This is a genomic window from Mesorhizobium sp. EU05-FHT14A09 (assembly GCF_058790995.1).
The window spans coordinates 706,465-730,245 of sequence record NZ_JBYTDF010000002.1 but is presented as its reverse complement, the minus strand read 5'-3'; the positions used below and the strand labels follow the sequence as shown (position 1 = coordinate 730,245).

The window sequence follows — 23,781 nt, the reverse complement described above, 5'->3', positions numbered from 1 at the left end:
GATGTCCCACCGCATTCTCATCCTGGGCGGCACGACCGAGGCAAGGCAACTGGCCAGCCATCTGGCGGCGAAGCCCGATGTCGAATTGACCCTTTCGCTGGCGGGTCGCACGGAAAATCCGCTGGCCCAGCAGGTGCCGACGCGCGTCGGTGGCTTCGGCGGTGCCGAAGGCCTGGTTGCCTATCTGCGCGACACCGGGACCGATTTGCTGATCGACGCCACGCATCCTTACGCGGCACGCATTTCGGTCAATGCTGCCAGGGCGGCGCAGCTTGCCGGCGTACCGATCCTGGCGCTGCGGCGCCCGGGCTGGGAGCGAAGAGAAGGCGATTGCTGGACGGAAGTGGACGATGCCGCCGCTGCCGCCGTTGCGTTGGGCCAGCCCGCCCGACGTGTCTTTCTGGCGCTCGGGCGCCAAGAGGTCGGCGCTTTCGAGAGCGCGGCCCAGCACCACTATCTCCTGCGCAGCGTCGATCCGGTCGAGCCGCCGCTCGGCGTTCCGCATGTCGACTATCTTCTGGCACGCGGACCGTTTCGCGAAGCTGACGAACATCGATTGCTGCTCGAACACGGCATCGATGTCATCGTTTCCAAGAACAGCGGTGGTGATGCGACCTACGGCAAGATCGCCGCGGCGCGGGTGCTCGGCATCGAGGTGGTGATGATCCGCAGGCCCATCCTGCCGACGGTGGCTTCGGCGCCAGGCATCCCGGAACTGCTGGTTATGGTCGATCATTCTCTGCGTCCCGTCGCCGAGCGCGGCGTGTAGACCAGCGCCGGCTTGCCGCTGCGCTTGATGATACGGGTTTCAGGCGATCCGATGATCACGCAGGTCGCCATGTCGGCCATGTCGGTGCGGGCGAAAGCCAGCGAGGCGACTTCGATGCGCTCGTCGGGGCGGCCGGCCGCGCGACCGAAGATCACCGGCGTGGTGCCCGGCAACACAGCGGCAAGTGCCTCGAAGGCGCGGCCGAGCTGCCAGGGGCGGGCCTTGCTGATCGGATTGTAGAGCGCGATCACGAAACCCGCGCCGGCGGCGGCGAGCAGCCTGAGCTCGATCAGATCCCAGGGCTTCAGATTGTCGGACAGCGAGATGGCGCAGAAATCGTGACCGAGCGGAGCGCCGGCGCGCGCGGCTACGGCGAGCATCGCGGTAACACCCGGCACGATCTGCAGGTCGATGTCACGCCATTCGGCAGGACCTTCCTCGATCGCCTCGCACACTGCTGCGGCCATGGCAAAGACGCCAGGATCACCGCCGGAGACGACGGCCACCGCATGACCCTCGGCGGCCTTGACGATCGCTTCCTTGGCGCGCGCCAGTTCCTCGCGGTTGTCGGAGGCGACCGGGGTCTGATGCGGCTTCAGCTCAAGCCGGTCGACATAAGGTTTGTAGCCATAGAAGAATGTGGCCTCGGCGACTGCGTGGCTGGCTTGCGGCGTGACCTGGTCGGCGTTGCCGGGGCCAAGGCCGATGACATAGAGACGGCCGCTCACAGGCTTGCCTCCGGGCGGCCGGACCAGCCCGCGACCAATACCACGGCGAAATAAGGCGCCTTGTCGTCCGGCTTGTCCTGCAGCCGCATCGAGACCGAGCCAGGCATGGTGCCGCGCTCGACATAGACGGCGCGGGCAAGCTTGCCTGTGGTTTCCAGCGCGCGACGGATTTTCGGCAGGTTGCGGCCAACCTTCATGATGACGGCGGCATCGGTGTCGGCCAATCGCCGGGTCAGTTCGAACTCATTCATCGTGCCGGGCAGCACGGTCAGCACATCGTCGCCCTGCACGATTGGCAGTCCATTGGCCGACCAGCAGCCCGACATCGCCGTCACGCCCGGAATGACCTCGGTCGGGTATCGATGCGCAAGGCGCACATGCAGGTGCATGTAGGAGCCGTAGAACAGCGGGTCGCCCTCGGAGAGGATGGCAACGGTGCGGCCCTGGTCGAGATGGTTGGCGACCCGGGTCGCCGACTCTTCGTAAAAGCCGGTGATCGCCGCCTTGTAGTCGTCGCTGTCCTTGTCGATCTCGGTGGTGACAGGGTAGACCAGCGGCAACTCGATCCAGTCCGGCCGGTGATGTGCGCCGACGATAGTGCGGGCATTGCCGTTGGCACCGCGCTTGGAGAAATGCGCCACCACATCGGCTTCAGCCAGCGCACGCACTGCCTTCAGCGTCATCAGTTCGGGATCGCCGGGGCCGGTGCCGACGCCGATCAGGCGGCCTTTTGCCGGCGCGCTCACAGGCCCGGCCTCGCCAGCGAATTCAGCGCCGCAGCGGTCATGGCGCTGCCGCCCAGCCGGCCACGAACGATCGCGAACGGCACGCCGTAGGAATGCTCGGCCAGCGCATCCTTGGATTCGGCGGCGCCGACAAATCCAACCGGCATGCCGATGATGGCCGCCGGTTTCGGCGCGCCGTCGCGCAGCTTCTCCAGCAGGTAGAACAGCGCCGTCGGCGCATTTCCGATCGCCACCACCGCACCCGCGAGCCGGTCGGTCCACAGGTCGATGGCCGCAGCCGAACGCGTGTTGCCGATCGCCTTGGCGATGTCGGCAGTGCGCGGATCGCGCAGCGTGCAGATCACGTCGTTGCCGGCTGGCAGGCGGGCGCGGGTGACGCCATGCGACACCATTTCGGCATCGCACAGGATCGGCGCACCGGCCTTGAGCGCGTCACGCGCGGCACTGGCGAAATCGGGCGAGAACACGAAATGCCTTGCCGCCTCGACCTGGCCGCAGGCGTGGATCATGCGGATGGCGATGTCGGCCTCGGCCTCCGAGAAGCGCGACAGGTCGGCCTCGGCGCGGATGATGGCAAAGGAACGCTCGTAGATGGCGTTGCCGTCATGGATGTAGTCGTAGGCGGCCATACTCAATCCGTACCCAATCTCGCGAAGGCGTCGGTGATCGCCGCGTCACCCAGCCGGGCGAGGCAGGCGGCCACGGTTTCATTGCCGTGCCTGGTGCTGCCGGCCAGCGCGGCGACGCGGCCAAGGCCGCGTGCGGCTTCATATCGCGGGCTGTATCGGTGCGGAAGAGCCTTCGCCGTCCCGTCCACGACAAGTCCGGCTCCGTTTTCGCCGCCGACCAGCGTAAGCGCTGCCGTCGCCGGGTGGGCGCAGCCCTTGGCGCAGCCGGAAACATGCAAGGTGAAAGAGCCGTCGAGCAGAGCGGCGTGATTGGACGCAACCGTTTCGGCGATCTCGCGCGTCACGATCCGGCCGGAGGCGCAGGCGGGCTCGCCCGGGCAAGCCGCGATATGCAGGCGCGGATCGCCTGCTTCGGTCACGAAGCCGAGTCGATTGGCGGCCTGCTGCAAACCGACACGATCTTGTTCGCCAAGCCTCAGGAACAGCAGGGTGCGTCGCGGCGCAGGGCGGATTTCGTCAGCGCCGCGTGCATGTGCTTCCAGGCAGAGTTTTGCGATCGTTTCCGCAGGCATCGAGCCGAAGGGCAGGGCGAAGCCGACGGCGTGGGCGTCGTTGGTCAGGGCAAGGATTCCGGTGGGGGCAGAATCGCTTCGACGGCTTTGCTGATGTGCCGGTGCAACGCCTTCGGCGGGCAGGAATGCGGCGCCCAAGTCGCGTGCACGGCCTTCCTGCCCGATGGCGGCAATGGCCTGAAGGATCGTCAGAACCCTATCGCATGCGTCTGCGTCATCCAGCAAAGCCAGCGGCCGTGCGGTGGCCGCGGTGCCGCCAATGGCAAGATGCCATCTCGCTTTGCTGTCGTTCCGCGTCGCGACGAGCCGGATGTCGGCCAGAATAGCGTCCAGGCCGATGGCACCGCCGCCGTCGACGACAACAGAGACTTTCGGGCCGAGCCTTTCGGCCAGGTCGGTTTTTTGGATCGCCTTGCGCAGAGCTTCCGCGAGCGGGCGTGGATCGGCAATCTCCTGCACATCCAGCCCAGCCAAGGGGCCGGTCTCGACCGGAACGCCCGTTCGCACGGCGATGTCCAGTGCATTCACATCGGCTGCGAGTTTTCCGGCGCTTGCAGCAGTCAGGCCACGGATCTGGATGGAGCCGCGCGCGGTGACTTCCATGATGCCGTTGCCGTGCCGCGTGGCGGATTCCGAGAGTCCGATCAGTGCCTTGGGAGAAAGTCCTCCAGCAACAGGGTTGAGCCGCACCAGCAGCCCGTCGCCGGTCTGCATCGGCGTCGACAGAGCGGGGCAGGCGCCGCGGCGCTGGAAGGCGTTCATTCCGCCGCCTCCGCTCCCTTCGGCGCATTGCCCCGGGCTTCGGCGATCAGGGCGGCCAGATCGTCGTCGACCGAATTGCGCAGCGGGTGCCACAGTCCCCGCCGTCGGGCCGACTGGAAGCGCTCGGCGATGAAGCTGGCGGCTTGCGGGTTTTCGGCCAGCAGGAATGCCCGCACCGCATCGTCCCCGAGATAGGCGTCGTGCACGGCGCCGATCAGGTTGCCGGCGATGGCCTGCGTCGTCTCGGCAAAGCCGATCAGGCGGTCGACCGTTTCAGCGAATTCCGAGGCGCCGCGCGGTCCGTGCCGCATCTGGCCCTCGATGAACCGGCGGTTGATGGCGCGGGCCCGCACCACACGGGTAACGGCTTCCGACACCGAGCGCGGCCTGGGTTTGGCGGGATCCGTGGTGTCGAGGACGATGACGTCCGCGCTCTTGCCGAGCGCTGCGACGGCAGCGGAGAAGCCGCCGATGAACGCGACATCGGCGGAGCCTTCAAGGATGTCGCGGCCGGGGTCATCGCCGGTATGCACAAGCAGGTCGGCTTCCGCGATGCGACCGGCAAATGCCCCCGGCGCGGCAGAACCTTCGCCTTCGGCGCCGCCATAGGCGTGCGAGGCGGCTTCCAGATAGGCTCGACCGAGTTCCTCGCGGCTTTCCCATTCTCCGCCGGCAAGCATCGCCTCCAGCCCGGCACCGTAGGTGCCAGGCGAGGAGCCGAAGATGCGCGGCTCGACCCGACCTGCCGCGCGTGTCGCCGCGGCAAGCGGGTTTTCGCTATCGTCCTCATCGCGCTGCGCCACCGCGCGTGCCGCAGCGTCGATCAGGGCGATCTGGGTGGGGAACATGTCGCGGAACAGGCCGGAAATACGCCAGGTGACGTCGACACGTGGCCGTCCGAGCGTGGCCGGTGGCAACACTTCGATCCCGGTGACGCGACCGGTGGCGGCGTCCCACTGCGGGCGGCAGCCCATCAGCGCCAGGCCCTGCGCGATCTCCTCGCCCCCGGTGCGCAGGGAGGCAGACCCCCACAGGTCGATGACCAGGGCGCGCGGCCAGTCGCCATGACCCTGCATGTAGCTGACCACGATCTCGTCGGCGGCCGCCTTGCCGAGATCGAAGGCGGTCGGCGTCGGCATGGTCCGCGGGTCGGCGGTGAACAGGTTGCGGCCGGTGGGCAGGACGTCTATGCGGCCGCGGGCAGGCGCACCCGCCGGGCCGGCGGCGACATGGCGGCCATCGAGGGCCGCGAGCAGCGCCGCCTTTTCGTTGGTTGCGCTTTGCAGGCGCAATGCGTCGGTTTCGCCGTCCTCGGAGCGGCCATAGACGTGCAGCCCGTCCTTGACCGCGAAGTCCTTGAGGTCACACAGCCAGGCGTCGATGCGGCGCAGCGCTTCATCGGGCGCATCGGTCTTGGCGACGCCGGCCTCCGCTGCGAGGCCGGTTTTTGCGGCCGTTTCGACGATCAGCCTGGCCAACCGGTCGCGGCGGCGGCGGTCGAGCCCGTCGGCCTGGGCGTATTCATCAACCAGCCGTTCGAGCTCCTGCTGGTGATCGTCCAGGCCGGCACCGGTCAACGGCGGCGGCAGATGACCGAGTGTGACCGCCGCGACGCGGCGCTTGGCTTGCGCAGCTTCGCCGGGATTGGAAACGATGAACGGGTAGATCACCGGCAGTCCGCCGGTGACGATTTCTGGAAAGCAATTCGGGCCGAGGGCGACGGTCTTGCCGGGTAGCCACTCCAGCGTGCCATGCGCTCCGACATGAATGATCGCGTGTGCGCCGAGTGATTTCTGCAGCCACAGGCCGAAGGCAACCAGTTCGTGACGCGGCGGCAGCGTCGGATCGTGATAGTCGGCGCGACGGTCCGCGGAGCGGCCACGATCGGGTGCCAGCGCCACGGTGACATTGCCGAAGGTCGCTGCGCGGAACGGGAAAGGGGATCCGCCGGCTTCGCCCCAGGCGTCGGATACGGTCTGGCGCGCATCTGCCGGCAGGTCACTGGAAAGCGCAGCGTAGTCGTCGGCCGCCAGGCGCTGGCCTGCCTGTCCCAGAAGGTCGAGCAGCCGGCGTGGGGATTCAGGAATCTTCTCAACGAAATAGCCGGCATCGTTAAGGTCGTGCAGCATGGCGAGCACGGAGGAGGGTACGTCGAGACCGACGGCGTAACCGGTACGGCCTGGCGCACTCGGATAGTCGGGAACAAGGATGACAAGACGCCGTTCGGCCGGGGCCGCCTGCTGGAGCCTTATATGCGCTGCGATACGGTCGGCGACACGCTCGACACGATCGGGCTCCGGTCTGTTGGCGAAAGCACGAAAGGCGAGTGCGGTGTCCGCCTCCAGTTCGGCCTTGAAGGAAATGGCGCCGGCCAAGATGCGGCCATCCAGCTCCGGCAGCACGACATGCATGGCGAGATCGGCCGGGGCCAGGCCGCGCTGGTTGGTCTCCCACGCATCGCGCCGTGTGGTGGCGACGATGACCTGGAACACCGGCACGCCGGCGCGGTCGAACAGGGTCTCGGCGCCTGGCTCTGCGCTGGACGCAAACGCAGTGGCGGTAACGATGGCGGCAGGATTGAGCATCCTGAATGCCGCTTCAACAAACGCAACGGCGTTTTGGTCCTTCAATGAAGAGACGAAGATCGGCACCGGAGCGAGATTTTGGCGGTAGAGTGCGTCACATAAGGCGTCTATCGGTGCCACATCGGCCGCCAGCAGCATCGAACGGTAGAAGATTATTGGTACGACGGGAGCGAATTTATGGTCGCCTCCGTTGTGCCGGATCCGAAACCCCTCCAGCCTACCGACAATCTCCCCCGTTAAGGGGGAGACTGCGGTGAGAGGGAGGGGGTTGGAGGCCGAGACGTAAAATCCGGCCTTGGGCACTTCGACCGGTTGGCTCACGGCGACATTGCGGCCGCAATGTCCGGCGAGGCGTTGGACCAGTGCCGTCATGTTGGCCGGCCCGCCCTGACGAAAATAGGCGAGCAGGGCGGCAAGCTCGTCCGCAGGCAGGGTGGAAGCTTCGGTGAGGCGCGGATCCTCGTCGTGGGACTCGCCGGGCAGCAGCGCGAGCTTGATGCCTTTGGCGCGGGCAGTCGCGGCAAGCTGGTCGCAACCGTAGCGCCACCAGTCGTAGCCGCCGAGGATACGCACCAGGATCACCTTGGCATGCTGTGCGACGCTGTCGATCCAGAGATCGACCGACATGGGATGGCGAAGGTCGCGAAGCGCTGCCAGCCGCATCGAGGGCAGGCTGCCGGCATCCGCCTGCCAGGCGGACGCCAATCCGGCCAGATCGCTGTCGGTGAAAGACAGCGCCACCATCTCCGCCGGCTGCTGGCGCAGGTCGACCGGCTCGGCGATATCGTCGAGCGAGGCGGAGGTGGTGGTCAGTATGTGCAACGTTTATCCTACCAGGATCTTCTCGATGGCCGGGCGGTCGAGGCCCTTCAGCCCGATCACCACCAGCCGCGATCGGCGGTCGTCTTCGGCCGTCCAGGCGCGATCATAATAGTGGTTCACGCGCGGTCCAACCGCCTGCAGCAGAAGCCGCATCGGCTTGGCGTCGACTTCGACGAACCCCTTCACACGCAGCACGTTTTCCTTGTCTGCCGCTTCCGCGACACGCCGGGCGAGATCTTCCGGATTGGCGACGGCAGGAATCTCGACCACGAACGTGTCGAAGTCATCATGCTCGTGGTCGCCCATGCCGTCATGATGGCTCTTGCGGTTCTCTATATCGTCTTCGACGGCGAGGCCGAGCCCAAGCAGCACAGAGGGATCGACCTTGCCCTGAGCCGTCGGCACCACCTTGACCGCGCGTGAGATGTGCTCGCTGAGCACGGCGTTGGCGCGTGCAGCACCTGCCTCGTCCAGCAGGTCGTTCTTGGACAGGATGATCAGGTCGGCGCAGGCAACCTGGTCTTCGAACACTTCTTCGACCGGGTCGTCATGGTCGAGTGAGTCGTCTGCGGCGCGCTGAGCGGCCAGCGCATCCATGTCGGAGGCGACGCGACCTTCGGCCAGCGCGGGGCCGTCGACCACGGCGACGACGCCGTCAACGGTGACGCGGTTCTTCACGCTCGGCCATTGGAAGGCCTGCACGAGCGGCTTTGGCAGCGCGAGGCCGGAAGTTTCGATCAGGATGTGATCAACCTTCGGTGTGCGTGCAAGGATCTGGTCGAGCGCCGGCACGAAATCGTCGGCGACCGTGCAGCAGATGCAGCCATTGGCGAGTTCAACGATGTTTTCTTCCGGACAGCTGTCGACGCCGCAGCCTTTGAGGATCTCGCCGTCGACACCGACATCGCCGAATTCATTGACGATCAGCGCCAGCCGCTTGCCCTTTGCGTTTTCGAGGATGTTGCGGATGAGTGTCGTCTTGCCGGCGCCGAGGAAGCCGGTGACGACGGTGCAAGGCACGCGGGAAACGGAGGCGGTCATGTCTGGTCCTTCAGTATTGCAAGGGGAGGGATGCGCGCGACGAGGCCGCGCTTGAGCGAATCGGGACGGCCCCGCCATGGGATCAGGCCATCCTGCGATGTTGCGAAAAGTTCCGCTCCGGTGACGAGATCGGAACCCGAGTCGATGGTCAGGTCACCGAAGACATAACTCCAGCAGCCGTCGCGCAGCAGTGCGGCCGAAAGCCGGCGCTTGCAGTTACCGAGGCACTCGACGGTGCGGACATCGATGGTCTGGCGATCGTCAGCGGCGGCGCGGGTGGCTTCGGCCAGCCGCGCGCCGGCGCGGGGATGGCTATCGGAGCCATTCTCGTCACGGCAGGACGAGCAGACGATGACAGTGACCGGGGCGGTCCCAATAGCCGCTGTCACACTCTCCGTCTCAGCTGAAAAACTGCCGTCGCGATCCAAATCAGGCTCCTTGCCCGGGACACCCGCCAGGCGTTGGGGTTCTGTTGAGACGGCAGGTCTCCTGGCTCGCGGGTCGGTGCCTTGGTGCCGCCTTCCCGGGCATTTCCCAGTGGCTATCGGCCTTGGCTCGCCGCTCACAGTTGCGGGGACAGCCGCGGAGTTGAGGCTGTTGCCCCGCACCGCATTCCCTCTTCGCTCCTCCTGGTGAAGGGAGGAGACCGTCTTTGCCGGATTTAGGCTTGGGCAGGTCACGCTGTCAACGCGTGGTTACGGCGGATCACGTCGCAACTCTGTTGCTCAAACCGTGACGCAATCCCGGCTGCGAGGTTCGATGTGCAGGTTGGCTGCCAGGAAATCGATGAAAAGCCGGGTTTTGGCCAGTGGCAGCCGGGCTGCCGGCCAGACGATGTGGACCGGGACCGCTGGTTGTTCGAAATTCTCCAGGATCACTTCGACCGCGCCGCTGTCGACGAGATCCTGGATCTGCCAGAGTGGCACGCGCCCGATACCCAGGCCGGTCGCGACCGCCGCATGGCTGGCGGCTGCGTTGTCGAGATGCAGCCGGCCGTTCACTTTGACGGTCAGCGGCTTGCTGCTGTCCAGGAATTGCCAGGCGCCGGCATCGCGATCGGTGTTGCGGAAAACGCATGGATGTTCTGCCAGTTCGCTCGGATGGCGGGGCCGGCCATGTTTGCCGAAATAGGACGGTGCGCCGAAGACGACGCGGCGCATGGCGCCGAGCCGGCGTGCCTTCAAGTCGGAATCGGGCAATTCGCCGATGCGGATGGCAAGGTCGATCCCTTCCTGGGCAAGATCGACGAAGCGGTTAGACAGGCTGAGTTCGACCTCCAGCTTGGGGTGCAACTCCATGAAACGGGCGACGACAGGGATGAGATAGCGTGGCCCGAACAGCTCTGGTCCACCGATCCTGAGCAGCCCGGAAGGCTCTGCGCTGCGATCGCCGGCTTCCACCTTCGCCTCAGCGATTTCCTGAAGTGCTGGCTTCACCCGGCGGTAGAAGTCATATCCCGCCTCGGTGGGCTGGGCCCTGTGGGTGGTGCGGCGCACGAGTTCGACGCCGACACTCTTTTCGAGAGCCGCCAGCGAGCGGCTGATCGCCTGGAGAGAGCGGCCGAGATGTCGCGCGGCGGCCGAAAGATTGCCGCGTTCGACGATGGCCAGGAAGGCTTCGACGTCACCAAACCGATCCATGGTGTTTTTCCGATTTCCGGGAGACCGTATCACGGATCGATCGTCTACCAATCGATAAGTGGGAGACCGATGTTCCGGGCATGGAGTTCGCCAAGAAAGGAAAACCGATGTCTGACATGAACAGGAAAACCGTGCTCGTGGTCGGCGCCTCCGGCCGCAGCGGTGGTTACGTCGCTGCGGAGCTTGCCCGTCGGGGTGTCATCGTGCGGGCGCTGGCGCGCACCGAAGCCGCCGGGCAGGCGGCGCGAGACAATGGCGCCTCGGAAGTCGCGAAGGGAGACCTGCGTGACGCCGACAGCCTCGACCTCGCGCTGCCCGGTGTGGACGCGGTCTACCATGTCGGTCCGCCTTTCGTGGCGGACGAACCAGCACTCGGTATCGCCATGATCGATGCAGCGAAACGGGCAGGGGTTGGCAAATTCGTATTCTCGTCGGTCATTCATCCGGCCAACGGGCTCGCCAATCATGCCAGCAAGCTATCGGTCGAAGAGGCATTGCTGCGCTCCAATCTCGACTACACCATTCTTTACCCGGCAACGCTGTTCCAGAACATTGCGCCGGCCTGGCCGGCGGTCATCCAGAACGGCGTCTTCGCCGAGCCATTCTCCAATACCGTGCGGCTGGCCCGTGTCGACTATCGTGATGTCGCCGAAGTGGCTGCCGAGGCGTTGACGGGTGACCGGCTCGCCTGTGGCTCCTTCGAGCTGGCTGCCGATGGCATGTATAATCGTGTCGAGATCACCGCCCTCATGAGCGCCGTGCTTGGACGGACGGTCGAGCCGCTGCAGCTCAGCTTCGAAGAGTGGGCAGAAATCGCCAAGCCGCCTTTCAAGGGCGCGTCGCTGGCGCAGCTGGCGCGTGTGTTCGCGTCCTACACGGAATTCGGGTCTGCCGGAAACAGCCTGACCCTGCGGGCCATTCTCGGGCGGGAGCCGCGCACGTTGCGGCAGTATTTCGAAGAGCTTTCCCGCGCGGAGCCACACCCATCGCCGTGGGCTTGATTGGTCTGCGTCAGCGACAGGCTGACCGAAATGACGGCCGCAGCGGCCGTCATACCAGTTGCAGGATTCGGTCGACCGTAGCCTCGACCGGACCACTCGAATCGATCTCGTGGTCAGCGGAGTCCCGAAGCAGGGGCTCGATCATTTCGACCAGTTCGGCAATCTTGCGGCGTTCTTCGCCGGCATGGCCATAGCCGCCGGTTGCGCGTGCCGAAACCCGTCGCATGATCGTATCGATCGGGACCGAGAGCAGCACGATACTGTCGATCAGCGGGAAAAGCTCCTCCATGTTTTCGGCGCAGCCGCTGATGAAAAGCACGCTGTCGCGGGGTTCGGAAAGCAGCCCCCGCACCTTGTCCAACTGCCAGACCCAGTCCTTGCCATCCCCGGGTGTCAGCGCGTCGTCGAGAGCAGCGTCGATCCAATGCGACCAGTCCGGCGTATCGAGGTCGTAGGCCGCGTAGCCGCGGGCGGCGAGAGCCCGGATCGTTGCCGACTTGCCGGTTCCGGACATGCCGGTGATCAGAACGCGTTTCATACGGGACCCTCGGATTGCGGGTCGGCTCAGAGGCCGAGTGCCAGAGGTTTGCGCATGTAGATGACGTCGCTTTGCGATTCCTGCTGGCTGATGACGTATCCCAGTCGCTCATAGAGAGCGACATTGGCCTCGAAGGCGATGTTGGTGTCCAGATGGACTTCGGCGCGACCGGCCTGCTGCGCCATGTGTTCGGCATGGCGGAGCAGCAGCTTGCCGAGACTTCTGCCCTGATAGGCGGGCAGCACACAGACATTCTCGATCCACAGATGATCGTCTTCCAGTCTGGTCTCGATGAGCCCGGCGATGTCCGCTCCCAGATACAGCAGCGTGAACTGATGTTTCCTCAGTGCCTCTTCGTAGTTGGCTTTCATCGGGCTCGGCTCACGTCCGATCACCGGAATCCATTTCGCGTAAGCCGCATGCATGATGTCGCGGATCAAGGCCGCATCCGCCGTGGTTGCAGTTCGAAATTGCGGGACGGGTTCATGCTGCATGGGGAAGGCTTTCGGTCTGTTGCGCGCGGCGGCTGAGATAGCAGGAGATGGCGACGATGCCACTGGCGTGTGACCCGTAGCCAGCCGCCAGAAGAAATTTTTCCCTGGCCATGTCGGAATGCGAAACACTGCTTCGTCTTATCGTCAGCGTTACCGAAAACGCATGAGACAACCAACGGAGAACCTCATGTTCCGCGCATTGTTAGTTGCCGCTGCCTTTCTCCTCGCCAGCCCGGCGTTTGCCGGGTCCGCACCCGTCGGAGACCGCGTCGAGGTCAATGGCATGAAAGTGTATTACGAGGTTTCGGGCGAGGGCGAGCCGCTGGTCGTCCTGCACGGCGCCTACATGAACATTCCGTCGATGGGAGAGATCATCCCGACACTGGCCAAGACCCACAAGGTCTATGCACTGGAATTCCAGGGACACGGCCGCACAACCGACATCGACCGGCCGATCACCTACCCCAATCTCGCTGATGATGTTGCCGGCTTCATGGACAAGGTGGGTCTTAAGAAAGCCGATGTGTTCGGCTATTCGATGGGTGCAGCCGCAGGCCTGCAACTGGCCATCCGCCATCCCGAAAAAGTCAACAAGCTGGTTGCCGCGTCGGCCGCTTATGACGCCAAGGGCTGGCAGCCCGAATTCACCGCCTTCATCCCGCAGATGAACGTCGAGATGTTCGTCAACATGCCTTTTGCTGCCGAATACAAGAAGCTTGCCGCCAACCCGGACGGTTTTCCGGCGCTGGTCGCCAAGCTGATCCAGCTCGAGAAGGAACCGATGGCGTGGGAAGCCGATGTGAAAGCGCTGAAGATGCCCGTGCTGATCATCAGCGGCGATGCCGACGTGGCGACGCTCGAGCATTCGGTTGCACTGTTCCGGCTGCTTGGCGGTGGCGCCATGGGCGATATGGGCAAGCCGCTCGCCGGGTCGCGCCTGGCTGTCATGCCGGCAACCTCGCACACGGCCGTCATCACTCAGCCGGCGCTGCTCTCAGCCTTCATGGAACCATTCCTGAAGGGCGAAACACCCAAGGGCATGTTCCAGTAAACGGGACAGAGCCTGACGGAGAAGGAGGCGCTACTAGCGCCTCCTTTGCGTTTGTCAGGCGGCTTTCACCGCGTCGGCGACATTGGCGAGCGCCGGACCGAGATCGCCGGCAGGCGTGATTTCGATGCGTTCGAGGCCGAGCCAGGCCTGCATCAATTTCAACTCCTCGAACAGTTCGGCTGCGGTTTCCGGCGGTGCTATCGGCTCAGCATAGGCGGCATGCACGCGCAGCACGCTGGCTGGCCGGTCGGCCTTGAGGTCGATACGCGCCACGATCTTCTCATCATAGAGGAAGGGCAACACGTAGTAGCCGTACTGTCGCTTGTCGGCGGGCGTGTAGATCTCGATGCGGTAGCGGAAATCGAACAGGTTCTCGGCGCGGCTGCGCTCGAACACCAGCGGATCGAAGGGGGCGAGCAGGGCGCGCGCTTCGACCTTGCGTGGCTGGCGTGCGTCCTTGTGGAGATAGGCGGGTTTGTCCCAGCCTTCGACGCGGACGGGGATCAATTCACCGTCTTCGACCAGTTCTTCCAGCCGTCCCTTGGTGTCATGCGGCGCGAGCCGGAAGTAGTCGCGCAGACAGGAATAGGTCGCCACCCCATGCGCTCGCGCCGACAGGCGCAGCAATTCGCGGTGCGCGTCCTCGGGCGAGGGGACAGGCATGTCGCGCACGGCCTGCGGCAGCACGCGTTCCGGCAGGTCATAGAGACGCTCGAAACCTCGGCGTGAATGGGTGGTGATGCGCCCGGCCCAGAACAACCACTCGAAGGCATGCTTAGCGGTGCTCCAGCCCCACCAGCCGCCATTGCCCTTGTGGCCTTCGATTTCGGAAGCGGCGATGGGGCCGCGTGCTTCGACCTCCCGGTAGATCTCCTCGATCATGGACGTGTTCTGGCAGCCCCACTTGGCGAGGCCCAGATACATTTCCTCGCCGCGCCCGGCGCGTTCCATGCGCCAGCGCATGAGGGGATAGGTCTCGACCGGCAGCAACGAAGCCTCATGTGCCCAGTACTCGAACAGCTGGCGCTTGCGGCCCGGCGTCATCGCCTCGTCAAGCATGGACATCGGGTAGGGGCCGAGACGCGAATAGAGCGGCATGTAGTGCGCGCGCACCACCGCGCTGACGGAATCGATCTGCAGAAGGCCGGTGCGCGAAAGCACACGCCCGAGGTGGCGGCGGTCGGGTGTGCCAACTGGTCGCGGGTCGGCGAAGCCCTGTGCTGCAAGTGCGATGCGGCGAGCCGTTTTGAGCGAGATCCTGTCTTTCATCCTGACGACATTTTGACTGTTGCGACGAGCCGATGCTGGCGGCGATTCCACTCATGCTAGCAGGGTTTGGCCGCCGATCCTGTCAGGAGAGAAAAGTGGAGTAAAAAGTGAAGGAAATCAAATGGGAGCTGATCGGACCAGTTTTGCTGGAAGAGGCGTCCACAGTCGCATTTTGAACAAGGTTTGACTTGCTTCGCCGAATGCGCTGCGCTAACCGTCGCCGCATTGCAGCATGGGCCCGTAAATCGGTTCAGCGGTTGAACCCACGTGCTTCCGCCCTGGGGTCTTGTGCTGTATCAGGTGGATAAGCCACCAACGGAAAGTCGCAGCATGAACGCACTCCTCAGTTCGTACCTGCCCATCGTTCTCTTCATCGGTGTGGCGCTCGTCGTAGGCCTTGCCCTTATCGTGGCACCATTCCTGGTCGCCTACCGCAATCCGGACCCGGAAAAGCTGTCGGCCTACGAGTGCGGTTTCAATTCCTTCGACGATGCCCGCATGAAATTCGACATCCGCTTCTACCTGGTGTCGATCCTGTTCATCATCTTCGATCTGGAAGTGGCCTTCCTGTTCCCGTGGGCGGTGTCCTTCGGTCAGATCGGCATGCTCGGCTTCTGGTCAATGATGGTGTTCCTCGGCGTGCTGACCATCGGCTTTGCCTATGAGTGGAAAAAAGGAGCGCTGGAATGGGATTGAGCGACAGTTCCGGCACGCTCGTCGCGCCAAAGCCGAAGGGCATTCTCGATCCGAACACCGGCAAGCCGATCGGTTCGGAGGATCCCTTCTTTCTGGACATCAACAACGAGCTTGCCGACAAGGGCTTCCTGGTCACCTCGAGCGAGGCGCTGATCACCTGGGCGCGCACCGGCTCGCTGATGTACATGACCTTCGGCCTGGCCTGCTGCGCGGTTGAGATGATCCACAGCGCCATGCCGCGCTATGACAGCGAGCGCTTCGGCATCGCGCCGCGCGCTTCACCGCGCCAGTCGGATGTGATGATCGTCGCCGGCACGCTGACCAACAAGATGGCGCCTGCACTGCGCAAGGTCTACGACCAGATGCCGGAGCCGCGCTACGTCATCTCGATGGGCTCCTGTGCCAATGGCGGCGGCTATTACCACTATTCCTATTCGGTGGTGCGCGGCTGCGATCGCGTCGTGCCGGTCGACATCTATGTTCCCGGCTGTCCGCCGACTGCTGAAGCGCTGCTCTATGGGCTGCTTCTTCTGCAGAAGAAGATACGCCGCACCGGCACGATCGAACGGTAAGCGATCATGAGTGAAGCTCTCAACAACCTTGCAGCCCATATCAAGGACAAGCTCGGCGCCACGGTGCTCGACAGCGTTCTTGCCTATGGCGAATTGACCGTGCTGGTTGGTGCTGCGGATGTGGTCAAGGCGGCAACCTTCCTGCGCGACGACGCCAAGTGCCAGTTCATCTCGATCATTGACGTGTCCGGTGCCGACTATCCGTCGCGGCCGCAGCGCTTTGATGTCGTCTATCACCTGTTGTCACCGAAGCAGAATCTGCGGATCCGTCTCAAAGCGCATGCCGATGAGGAGACGGTGGTTCCGTCCGTGACCGGTGTCTGGCCAGGTGCCGACTGGTTCGAGCGCGAGACCTACGATCTGTACGGCGTGCTGTTTTCCGGCCATCCGGACCTGCGTCGCATCCTGACGGATTACGGTTTCGACGGCCACCCGCTGCGCAAGGACTTCCCGCTCACCGGTTTCGTCGAGGTGCGTTACGACGACGAAGCCAAGCGCGTGATCTACGAGCCGGTGGAGTTGAAGCAGGAATTCCGTAGTTTTGATTTTCTCTCGCCCTGGGAAGGCACGGAATACGTGCTGCCGGGCGATGAAAAGGCGAAGCAATGACCGGCGGCGAAGCGGCTGGCGGCTCGATCATGCGCAAGGTGCTCTGGCTGGTTCTGGCCGGTGTCGCTGCGTATATCGCGGCTCAGCTCGTGAAGGCGCTCTAGGCAGCAAGGTCTGTAAATCAAATGGCTGAGACCTCAGTTCGCAACTTCAATATCAACTTCGGCCCGCAGCATCCGGCCGCGCATGGCGTTCTGCGCCTCGTGCTGGAGCTGGACGGCGAGGTGGTCGATCGCGTCGATCCGCATATCGGCTTGCTGCATCGCGGCACTGAAAAGCTGATCGAGCACAAGACTTATCTCCAGGCTGTGCCTTATCTCGACCGGCTCGACTATTGCGCCCCGATGAACCAGGAGCATGCTTTCGCGCTTGCCGCGGAAAAGCTGCTCGGGATCGAGGTGCCGAAGCGCGGCCAGTTGATCCGCGTGCTGTATTCCGAGATCGGCCGCATCATGTCGCACATCCTCAATGTGACGACGCAGGCCATGGACGTCGGTGCGCTCACCCCTCCGCTTTGGGGGTTCATCGAGCGCGAAAAGCTGATGGTGTTCTATGAGCGCGCTTCCGGTTCGCGCATGCATGCTGCTTACTTCCGTCCCGGTGGCGTGCATCAGGATCTGCCGAAGCAGCTGATCGAAGACATCGGCCGCTGGATCGATCCGTTCCTGAAGTCGATCGACGATCTCGACGCGCTGCTCACCCCCAACCGCATCTTCAAGCAGCGCAACGCCGACATCGGCGTCGTTTCGCTGGCTGATGCCTGGGCCTGGGGCTTCTCGGGCGTGATGGTGCGCGGTTCCGGCGCTGCCTGGGACCTGCGCAAGTCGCAGCCCTATGAGTGTTATTCCGAACTGGAATTCGACATTCCGATCGGCAAGAACGGCGACTGCTACGATCGTTATCTGATCCGCATGGAAGAGATGCGTCAGTCCGCACGCATCATGCGCCAGTGCGTCGATCTGCTGCTCGGCAAGGAGAGCACCGGTCCGGTGTCGAACATCGACGGCAAGGTGGTGCCGCCGAAGCGTGGAGAGATGAAGCGTTCGATGGAAGCGCTCATCCATCACTTCAAGCTGTATACCGAAGGGTATCGTGTTCCGGCCGGCGAGGTCTATGCCGCCGTCGAAGCGCCGAAGGGCGAATTCGGCGTTTTCCTGGTCTCAGACGGCACCAACAAGCCTTATCGCTGCAAGCTGCGCGCGCCTGGTTTCGCGCATCTGCAGGCCATGGATTTCCTGTGCCGCGGCCACATGCTGGCCGACGTCACCGCCATCCTCGGCTCCCTCGACATCGTGTTCGGAGAGGTGGATCGGTGAGACTTGGCGCGCTACTGGCAGTCAACGTTGCAGCGGTGCTCGCCCTGCCGTCACTGGCGGGCGCACAAGGTTCCGCTGAGTCTGTTGCTGCCTTGGTGGACGAGGGGTTCTTGCCGGTTGCAGTCGGCGATCTCATCATGGAACGGCGGATAATTCCTGCCATGGATACTGAGATATTTGTTCACGGTGATCCGCAATGCTGGGGAAGCGGGGGCGAGCCCATATTCATGGCTTCGGTATATGGCTCGCTGCGCGACTGCGACGTGGCGGATGTATCGGTTCGTTACGGAAAATTCATGCGCATGGTTCGTGGCGCGGAAGAATATGTTTGTGTCAACGACGGCGCCAGCAGGTGTTATCGCGTGTCCGAGCAGAAAACAGGTAAGCAATAGGCCATGTCAGTCCGTCGTCTCGCAGATGCAAGCGTCCAGCCAGCTTCCTTCGCCTTCAACAAGGCGAATACGGCGTCGGCCAGGAAGTGGATCGCAAAGTACCCGAAGGGCCGCGAACAATCGGCCATCATCCCGCTCCTGATGCTGGCGCAGGAGCAGGAAGGCTGGGTCACCAAGGCGGCGATCGAGTCGATCTGCGAAATGCTGGGCATGCCCTATATCCGCGGGCTGGAAGTCGCGACTTTCTATACACAGTATCAGCTGAAGCCGGTCGGTACCCGCGCTCACATCCAGGTGTGCGGCACAACGCCCTGCATGCTGCGCGGCTCCGAAGAGCTGATGGATGTCTGTCGCTCGAAGATTCATCACGACCAGTTCCACACCAATGCGGACGGCACGCTGTCGTGGGAAGAGGTCGAGTGTCTCGGCGCCTGCGTGAACGCACCGATGGTCATGATCTTCAAGGACACCTATGAGGACCTGACGCCGGAGCGGCTCGCAGAGATCATCGACGAGTTCGAAGCGGGCAAGGGGCATTCGGTGCCGGTCGGCCCTCAGAACGGCCGTTATTTCTCGGCGCCCGCCAGCGGTTTCATCGCACTGGCCGACGAGAAGGCGATCCTCAAGACCACGCGCGACAAGGCGACCAAGGCGGCCGCACGCACCGCCAAGGAAGCACCTGCTGTTGCGGCCGAGCCGGCGAAAGCCGCCGCTGTGGCACCGTCCAATGCCGCCAAGCCGAAGACGGATGCCATCGAGACCAGCCCTGCTGTGAAGACGCCATCCAAGGTCAAGGTCGCGCCGGCAGCCGAAAAGGCTGCGAGCGTCAAGGCGCCGAAGGCCAAGGTCGAAGCCAAGCCAGTGGCGGCCAAGGCAGGGACCGCAACTGCGGCGAAGACAGCGCCGGCCAAGCCTGCCAAGAAGGAAGCCGCACCTGCCAAGCCTTCGCTCGAGGACAAGAACCGCCCGAAGGGCATCGCGAAGCCGGCCGCGGTCGACGATCTCGAGCTGATCTCCGGTGTCGGTCCCAAGATCGCAAAGACGCTGCATGAACTCGGGATCTTTACCTATGCCCAGGTGGCATCGTGGAAGAAGGCCGAGCGCGAATGGGTCGATGGCTATCTTTCCTTCCACGGCCGCATCGAGCGCGAGGACTGGGTGAAGCAGGCCAAGGCGCTCGCCAAGGGTGGCGTCGAGGAATACATCCGCGTGTTCGGCAAGAAACCGGTCTGAGGGACGAAAAATGCTTCAGGACAAAGACCGCATCTTCACCAATATCTACGGCCGTTTCGACCAGTCGCTGCAAGGCGCCATGGCGCGCGGGCAGTGGGATGGCACCAAGGCTATCATCGACAAGGGCCGCGACTGGATCATCAACGAGATGAAGGCGTCCGGCCTGCGTGGTCGTGGCGGCGCTGGCTTCCCGACCGGCCTCAAATGGTCGTTCATGCCCAAGCAAAGCGATGGCCGTCCGAGTTATCTCGTCGTCAACGCCGACGAATCCGAGCCGGGAACCTGCAAGGATCGCGATATCCTGCGCCACGATCCTCACACGCTGGTCGAGGGGTGCCTGCTTGCTGGCTTCGCCATGGGCGCCGTTGCAGCCTACATCTATGTGCGCGGCGAGTTCATCCGTGAACGCGAGGCGCTGCAGCGCGCAATCGACGAGGCCTACGAAGCCAAGCTGATCGGCAAGGGCAACAAGAACGGCTATGATTTCGACGTCTATGTCCATCATGGCGCAGGCGCTTATATCTGCGGCGAAGAGACCGCGCTGCTGGAAAGCCTGGAAGGCAAGAAGGGCCAGCCGCGCTTGAAGCCGCCATTCCCGGCCAATGTCGGCCTTTATGGCTGCCCGACCACGGTCAACAACGTTGAGTCGATCGCCGTCGCGCCGACCATCCTGCGCCGCGGCGCGGCATGGTTCTCCTCGATCGGCCGCCCGAACAATGTCGGCACCAAGCTGTTCATGCTGGTCGGTCACGTCAACACGCCCTGCACGGTCGAAGAGGCCATGGGCATCACTTTCCGCGAGCTTGTCGAGAAGCATGGCGGCGGTGTGCGCGGCGGGTGGGACAATCTGCTCGCGGTCATCCCGGGCGGCGCTTCATGCCCGGTCATCAAAGGACCGGACATTCTCGATGCGCCGATGGATTTCGACGGCATGCGCGAGCTGAAATCCTCCTTTGGCACCGCTGCTGTCATCGTCATGGACAAGTCGACGGATATCGTGAAGGCGATCGCCAGGCTTGCCTACTTCTTCAAGCACGAGAGCTGCGGCCAGTGCACGCCATGCCGTGAAGGCACCGGCTGGATGTGGCGCGTGATGGAGCGGCTGGTCCGGGGCGAAGCGCAGAAGCGCGAGATCGACATGCTGCTCGATGTCACGAAGCAGATCGAGGGTCACACGATCTGCGCGCTGGGCGATGCTGCGGCATGGCCGATCCAGGGGCTGATCCGCAATTTCCGCCCGGAGATCGAGCGCCGCATCGACGAGTTTACCCGCAACGCACACCGTGCCGAGCCGGTGCTGGTGGCGGCCGAGTAAGGAACAACGCAAGAAACGGAGACCGGGGCGAACCCGGTCTTGAAGGAAACGGCTGAAAGCAGGGCATCAGGAACGAAACGGCTTAGGAGCGAGCCAATGTCGATGTTTCCCATACCCGACGCAGTGCCTGACAGGAACGAATTCGAGAAGATGACCCAGGATCTGACCAGGATGATGCCGCAGGAGATGGCCAACGCCGTCAACCTGTTCGCGCATCCGGTCGCCGGAGCCGTCGCGTTTTCCGCGCTTGGCTTCGGTCTGGCCAGCCACGCCTTTGGTGTCTGGGTCGGCGCGCTGACCGGCGCAGCCGAGATGTCGCAACGTCTGATGCAGCCGGTGCTGGACGATTTCCCGGGTGCTGCGGCGAGCTTCGCCGATCAGGACAAAACCGCGGCCGCCAAGGCTCCGGCGGCGCGCGCGCGTGCGACCACCAGCAAGCTTATCGCCGAGGCGCAGTCCGTTGCCGGGAAGGTAGCGGAACCGGTTGTCGATGCGATTGAAGAAGTTCAGGCCACAAAGGCCATCGTGGTTGAAGAGCCTGTCACTCCGGCCGCAGTGGCTGAGCTGATGCCGGAAGACTTCAGCAAGCCGGCCACCATCGAGAAGCCTGCGGCTCCGGATGATCTCAAGGCGATCACCGGTGTCGGTCCGAAGCTTGAGAAGGTTCTCAACGACCTGGGCATCTGGAGCTACGCGCAGATCGCGGCGTGGACTCCCGCCGAGGTTGCGTGGGTGGATGACTATCTCGGTTTCAAGGGCCGCGTCGAACGCGATGGCTGGTTGAAACAAGCGGCGACCCTGGTCGCCAATACGGGCAACTGAGCGAAGGAAAGGCGACGGCGATGCAGGTCCACGACACGCGCGACATGCTCGCCGTTCGCAACGCATACGAAGCGGCTCAGGCCGCCAGGAGCAATTGATGGCAAAGCTCAAGGTCGACGGGAAAGAGATCGAGGTACCCGACCACTACACGCTGCTGCAGGCAGCGGAAGCGGCGGGCGCGGAAGTGCCGCGTTTCTGCTTCCATGAGCGGCTGTCGATCGCCGGCAACTGCCGCATGTGCCTGGTCGAAGTGAAGGGCGGGCCGCCCAAGCCGCAGGCTTCCTGCGCCATGGGCGTGCGCGACCTGCGCCCTGGCCCGAACGGCGAGCCACCGGAAATGCTGACCAATTCGCCTATGGTCAAGAAGGCGCGCGAAGGCGTGATGGAGTTCCTGCTCATCAACCATCCGCTCGATTGCCCGATCTGCGATCAGGGCGGGGAGTGCGACCTGCAGGACCAGGCGATGGCCTTCGGTGTCGATTCCTCGCGCTTCCACGAGAACAAGCGTGCGGTCGAGGACAAATATATCGGCCCGCTGGTGAAGACGGTGATGAACCGCTGCATCCACTGCACGCGTTGCGTCCGCTTCACGACGGAAGTTGCCGGCATTTCCGAACTCGGCCTGATCGGTCGCGGCGAGGATGCCGAGATCACCACCTATCTCGAACAGGCGATGACCTCGGAGCTGCAGGGTAACGTCGTCGACCTGTGCCCCGTCGGTGCACTGACCTCTAAGCCCTTCGCCTTCACGGCGCGTCCGTGGGAGCTGACCAAGACGGAATCGATCGACGTCATGGACGCGGTCGGCTCGGCGATCCGCGTCGACAGCCGGGGCCGCGAAGTCATGCGTATTTTGCCGCGCGTCAACGAAGCGGTGAACGAAGAGTGGATCTCCGACAAGACCCGCTACATCTGGGACGGCCTGCGTACACAGCGCCTCGATCGGCCTTATGTTCGCAAGAACGGCAAGCTGGCTCCGGCGACTTGGGCGGAAGCCTTCGACGCCGTGAAGGGCGCCGTTGCCAAGGCTGCGCCTGAGAAGATCGGCGCCATCGCCGGCGATCTCGCTGCCGTCGAGGAAATGTATGCGCTTAAGCTGCTGGCTCAGTTGCTCGGCTCCGCCAGCATCGACTGCCGCCAGGACGGCACCGCGCTCGATCCATCGCTCGGTCGCGCCAGCTACATCTTCAACCCAACCATCGAAGGCATCGAACAGGCTGACGCCGTGTTGATCGTCGGCGCCAACCCTCGCTTCGAGGCTTCGGTTCTCAATGCCCGCATCCGCAAGCGCTGGCGCGCCGGCAATCTGCCGGTCGCCGTTATCGGCGAGGTCGGCGACACCCGTTACGACTACGAGGCGCTCGGCGCCGGCCCCGATACACTGAAGGATCTCGCCGAAGGCAATGGCAAGTTCTTCCAGACGCTGAAGAAGGCTGAACATCCGCTGATCATCGTCGGCCAGGGCGCGTTGTCGCGTTCGGATGGTGCTGCCGTGCTCGGCCAGGTCGCCAAGCTTGCCCAGGCGGTCGGCGCGGTGAAGGACGGCTGGAACGGTTTCGCGGTTCTGCATACCGCGGCAGCCCGTGTCGGCGGCCTCGATATCGGCTTCGTGCCGGGCGAGGGCGGCAAGGACACAGCCGGCATCCTGAGCGACAGCGACGTGCTGTTCCTGCTCGGCGCTGACGAACTCGACATGAGCAAGGCCTCCGGCTTTGTCGTCTATATCGGCACCCATGGTGATGCCGGTGCACACCGCGCCGACGTCATCCTGCCGGCCGCAGCCTACACGGAAAAGTCGGGCACCTACGTCAACACCGAAGGCCGCGTGCAGCAGACGAATCGCGCCGGTTTCGCGCCTGGCGACGCCCGCGAAGATTGGGCGATCCTGCGCGCGCTGTCGGATGTGCTCGGCAAGAAGCTGCCTTTCGACTCGCTGGCGCAACTGCGACAGAAGCTCTATGGCGAACATCCGCATCTTGCCCGCATCGACCAGATCGCTGCTGGCGACGCCGGTGATGTCGCCAAGGCTGCGAAGCTCGGTGGGCGCCTCACCAAGGCAGCCTTCACGTCGGCTGTGACGGATTTCTATTTGACGAACCCGATCGCACGCTCTTCCGCAGTGATGGCCGAATGCTCGGCGCTCGCAAAGAACGGCTTCAGGCAGGCAGCGGAATAAACC

23 protein-coding genes and 1 riboswitch are annotated in these 23,781 nt (G+C 63.9%); of the genes, 12 read left to right on the top strand and 11 right to left on the bottom strand.

Going from position 1 to position 23,781, the window contains the following annotated elements:
* Nucleotide 1 precedes the first annotated feature (1 nt).
* A complete protein-coding gene (locus AC3WTO_RS10915) occupies nt 2–769 on the top strand; it encodes a cobalt-precorrin-6A reductase (RefSeq protein WP_492460721.1) in 768 nt (255 codons plus the stop codon).
* On the opposite strand, the gene AC3WTO_RS10910 is transcribed toward AC3WTO_RS10915, so the two are convergent.
* The 8 genes from AC3WTO_RS10910 to AC3WTO_RS10875 form a co-directional block, all read right to left on the bottom strand.
* On the bottom strand, nt 733–1,497 hold the full coding sequence (locus AC3WTO_RS10910) for a precorrin-3B C(17)-methyltransferase (protein ID WP_492460720.1): 765 nt from the start codon (nt 1,495–1,497) through the stop codon (nt 733–735). The genes AC3WTO_RS10915 and AC3WTO_RS10910 overlap by 37 nt on opposite strands.
* Complete coding sequence (locus AC3WTO_RS10905; RefSeq protein ID WP_492460719.1) at nt 1,494–2,243, bottom strand: precorrin-2 C(20)-methyltransferase; 750 nt, start codon at nt 2,241–2,243, stop codon at nt 1,494–1,496. Before AC3WTO_RS10905 ends, AC3WTO_RS10910 begins: the two co-directional genes overlap by 4 nt.
* Nucleotides 2,240–2,872, bottom strand: a complete 633-nt coding sequence (locus AC3WTO_RS10900) for a precorrin-8X methylmutase (RefSeq protein ID WP_492460718.1) — start codon at nt 2,870–2,872, stop codon at nt 2,240–2,242. Before AC3WTO_RS10900 ends, AC3WTO_RS10905 begins: the two co-directional genes overlap by 4 nt.
* A 2-nt stretch (nt 2,873–2,874) precedes the next feature.
* Nucleotides 2,875–4,206, bottom strand: a complete 1,332-nt coding sequence (cobG, locus tag AC3WTO_RS10895; protein WP_492460717.1) for a precorrin-3B synthase — start codon at nt 4,204–4,206, stop codon at nt 2,875–2,877.
* On the bottom strand, nt 4,203–7,613 hold the full coding sequence (gene cobN / locus AC3WTO_RS10890; protein ID WP_492460716.1) for a cobaltochelatase subunit CobN: 3,411 nt from the start codon (nt 7,611–7,613) through the stop codon (nt 4,203–4,205). The genes cobG and cobN overlap by 4 nt, the downstream gene beginning before the upstream one ends.
* A gap of 3 nt (nt 7,614–7,616) precedes the next feature.
* Nucleotides 7,617–8,654, bottom strand: a complete 1,038-nt coding sequence (gene cobW / locus AC3WTO_RS10885) for a cobalamin biosynthesis protein CobW (protein ID WP_492460715.1) — start codon at nt 8,652–8,654, stop codon at nt 7,617–7,619.
* Complete coding sequence (locus tag AC3WTO_RS10880) at nt 8,651–9,082, bottom strand: DUF1636 family protein (protein ID WP_492460714.1); 432 nt, start codon at nt 9,080–9,082, stop codon at nt 8,651–8,653. The genes cobW and AC3WTO_RS10880 overlap by 4 nt, the downstream gene beginning before the upstream one ends.
* Nucleotides 9,083–9,116: 34 nt before the next feature.
* Nucleotides 9,117–9,320, bottom strand: a riboswitch (cobalamin riboswitch).
* Nucleotides 9,321–9,379: 59 nt separating this feature from the next.
* A complete protein-coding gene (locus AC3WTO_RS10875) occupies nt 9,380–10,294 on the bottom strand; it encodes a LysR family transcriptional regulator (protein WP_492460713.1) in 915 nt (304 codons plus the stop codon).
* Between the two features lie 107 nt (nt 10,295–10,401).
* Between AC3WTO_RS10875 and AC3WTO_RS10870 the strand changes: the two genes are divergently transcribed.
* Complete coding sequence (locus AC3WTO_RS10870; RefSeq protein ID WP_492460712.1) at nt 10,402–11,295, top strand: NmrA family NAD(P)-binding protein; 894 nt, start codon at nt 10,402–10,404, stop codon at nt 11,293–11,295.
* 49 nt (nt 11,296–11,344) lie between these two features.
* On the opposite strand, the gene AC3WTO_RS10865 is transcribed toward AC3WTO_RS10870, so the two are convergent.
* Together AC3WTO_RS10865 and AC3WTO_RS10860 are read right to left on the bottom strand one after the other, a co-directional pair.
* Complete coding sequence (locus AC3WTO_RS10865; protein ID WP_492460711.1) at nt 11,345–11,833, bottom strand: AAA family ATPase; 489 nt, start codon at nt 11,831–11,833, stop codon at nt 11,345–11,347.
* A 26-nt stretch (nt 11,834–11,859) separates the two neighbouring features.
* Nucleotides 11,860–12,327: a GNAT family N-acetyltransferase gene (locus AC3WTO_RS10860; protein WP_492460710.1), complete on the bottom strand. Its 468-nt coding sequence runs from the start codon at nt 12,325–12,327 to the stop codon at nt 11,860–11,862.
* A 187-nt stretch (nt 12,328–12,514) separates the two neighbouring features.
* Here AC3WTO_RS10860 and AC3WTO_RS10855 point away from each other — a divergent pair, with 187 nt between their 5' ends.
* On the top strand, nt 12,515–13,378 hold the full coding sequence (locus AC3WTO_RS10855) for an alpha/beta fold hydrolase (RefSeq protein WP_492460709.1): 864 nt from the start codon (nt 12,515–12,517) through the stop codon (nt 13,376–13,378).
* A gap of 54 nt (nt 13,379–13,432) precedes the next feature.
* Here AC3WTO_RS10855 and AC3WTO_RS10850 read toward each other — a convergent pair whose 3' ends face one another.
* The gene (locus AC3WTO_RS10850) at nt 13,433–14,647 is read right to left on the bottom strand and encodes a winged helix-turn-helix domain-containing protein (RefSeq protein WP_492460708.1); all 1,215 of its coding nucleotides are present in this window, start codon (nt 14,645–14,647) and stop codon (nt 13,433–13,435) included.
* 330 nt (nt 14,648–14,977) lie between these two features.
* Between AC3WTO_RS10850 and AC3WTO_RS10845 the strand changes: the two genes are divergently transcribed.
* The 9 genes from AC3WTO_RS10845 (at nt 14,978) to nuoG (ending at nt 23,778) form a co-directional block, all read left to right on the top strand.
* Nucleotides 14,978–15,343 (top strand): NADH-quinone oxidoreductase subunit A, encoded by a 366-nt coding sequence (locus tag AC3WTO_RS10845; RefSeq protein WP_129414490.1) that lies wholly within the window; start codon nt 14,978–14,980, stop codon nt 15,341–15,343.
* Nucleotides 15,334–15,915, top strand: coding sequence for a NuoB/complex I 20 kDa subunit family protein (locus AC3WTO_RS10840; RefSeq protein ID WP_492460707.1), 582 nt, complete (start codon nt 15,334–15,336; stop codon nt 15,913–15,915). Before AC3WTO_RS10845 ends, AC3WTO_RS10840 begins: the two co-directional genes overlap by 10 nt.
* 6 nt (nt 15,916–15,921) lie before the next feature.
* Complete coding sequence (locus AC3WTO_RS10835) at nt 15,922–16,524, top strand: NADH-quinone oxidoreductase subunit C (RefSeq protein WP_492460706.1); 603 nt, start codon at nt 15,922–15,924, stop codon at nt 16,522–16,524.
* Nucleotides 16,525–16,649: 125 nt separating this feature from the next.
* Entirely contained in the window at nt 16,650–17,840 is a 1,191-nt protein-coding gene (locus tag AC3WTO_RS10830) for an NADH-quinone oxidoreductase subunit D (RefSeq protein WP_448113027.1), read from the top strand.
* Nucleotides 17,837–18,232 (top strand): hypothetical protein, encoded by a 396-nt coding sequence (locus AC3WTO_RS10825; RefSeq protein ID WP_492460705.1) that lies wholly within the window; start codon nt 17,837–17,839, stop codon nt 18,230–18,232. Before AC3WTO_RS10830 ends, AC3WTO_RS10825 begins: the two co-directional genes overlap by 4 nt.
* A gap of 3 nt (nt 18,233–18,235) precedes the next feature.
* Nucleotides 18,236–19,465, top strand: a complete 1,230-nt coding sequence (locus tag AC3WTO_RS10820; RefSeq protein ID WP_492460704.1) for an NADH-quinone oxidoreductase subunit E — start codon at nt 18,236–18,238, stop codon at nt 19,463–19,465.
* Nucleotides 19,466–19,475: 10 nt separating this feature from the next.
* Nucleotides 19,476–20,780 carry an NADH-quinone oxidoreductase subunit NuoF gene (gene nuoF / locus AC3WTO_RS10815; RefSeq protein ID WP_054308106.1) on the top strand — a complete coding sequence of 435 codons (1,305 nt, stop codon included), beginning with the start codon at nt 19,476–19,478 and terminating at the stop codon, nt 20,778–20,780.
* A gap of 96 nt (nt 20,781–20,876) precedes the next feature.
* Nucleotides 20,877–21,602, top strand: coding sequence for a helix-hairpin-helix domain-containing protein (locus AC3WTO_RS10810; protein ID WP_492460703.1), 726 nt, complete (start codon nt 20,877–20,879; stop codon nt 21,600–21,602).
* 97 nt (nt 21,603–21,699) lie between these two features.
* Complete coding sequence (nuoG, locus tag AC3WTO_RS10805) at nt 21,700–23,778, top strand: NADH-quinone oxidoreductase subunit NuoG (RefSeq protein ID WP_492460702.1); 2,079 nt, start codon at nt 21,700–21,702, stop codon at nt 23,776–23,778.
* Nucleotides 23,779–23,781: the final 3 nt, after the last annotated feature.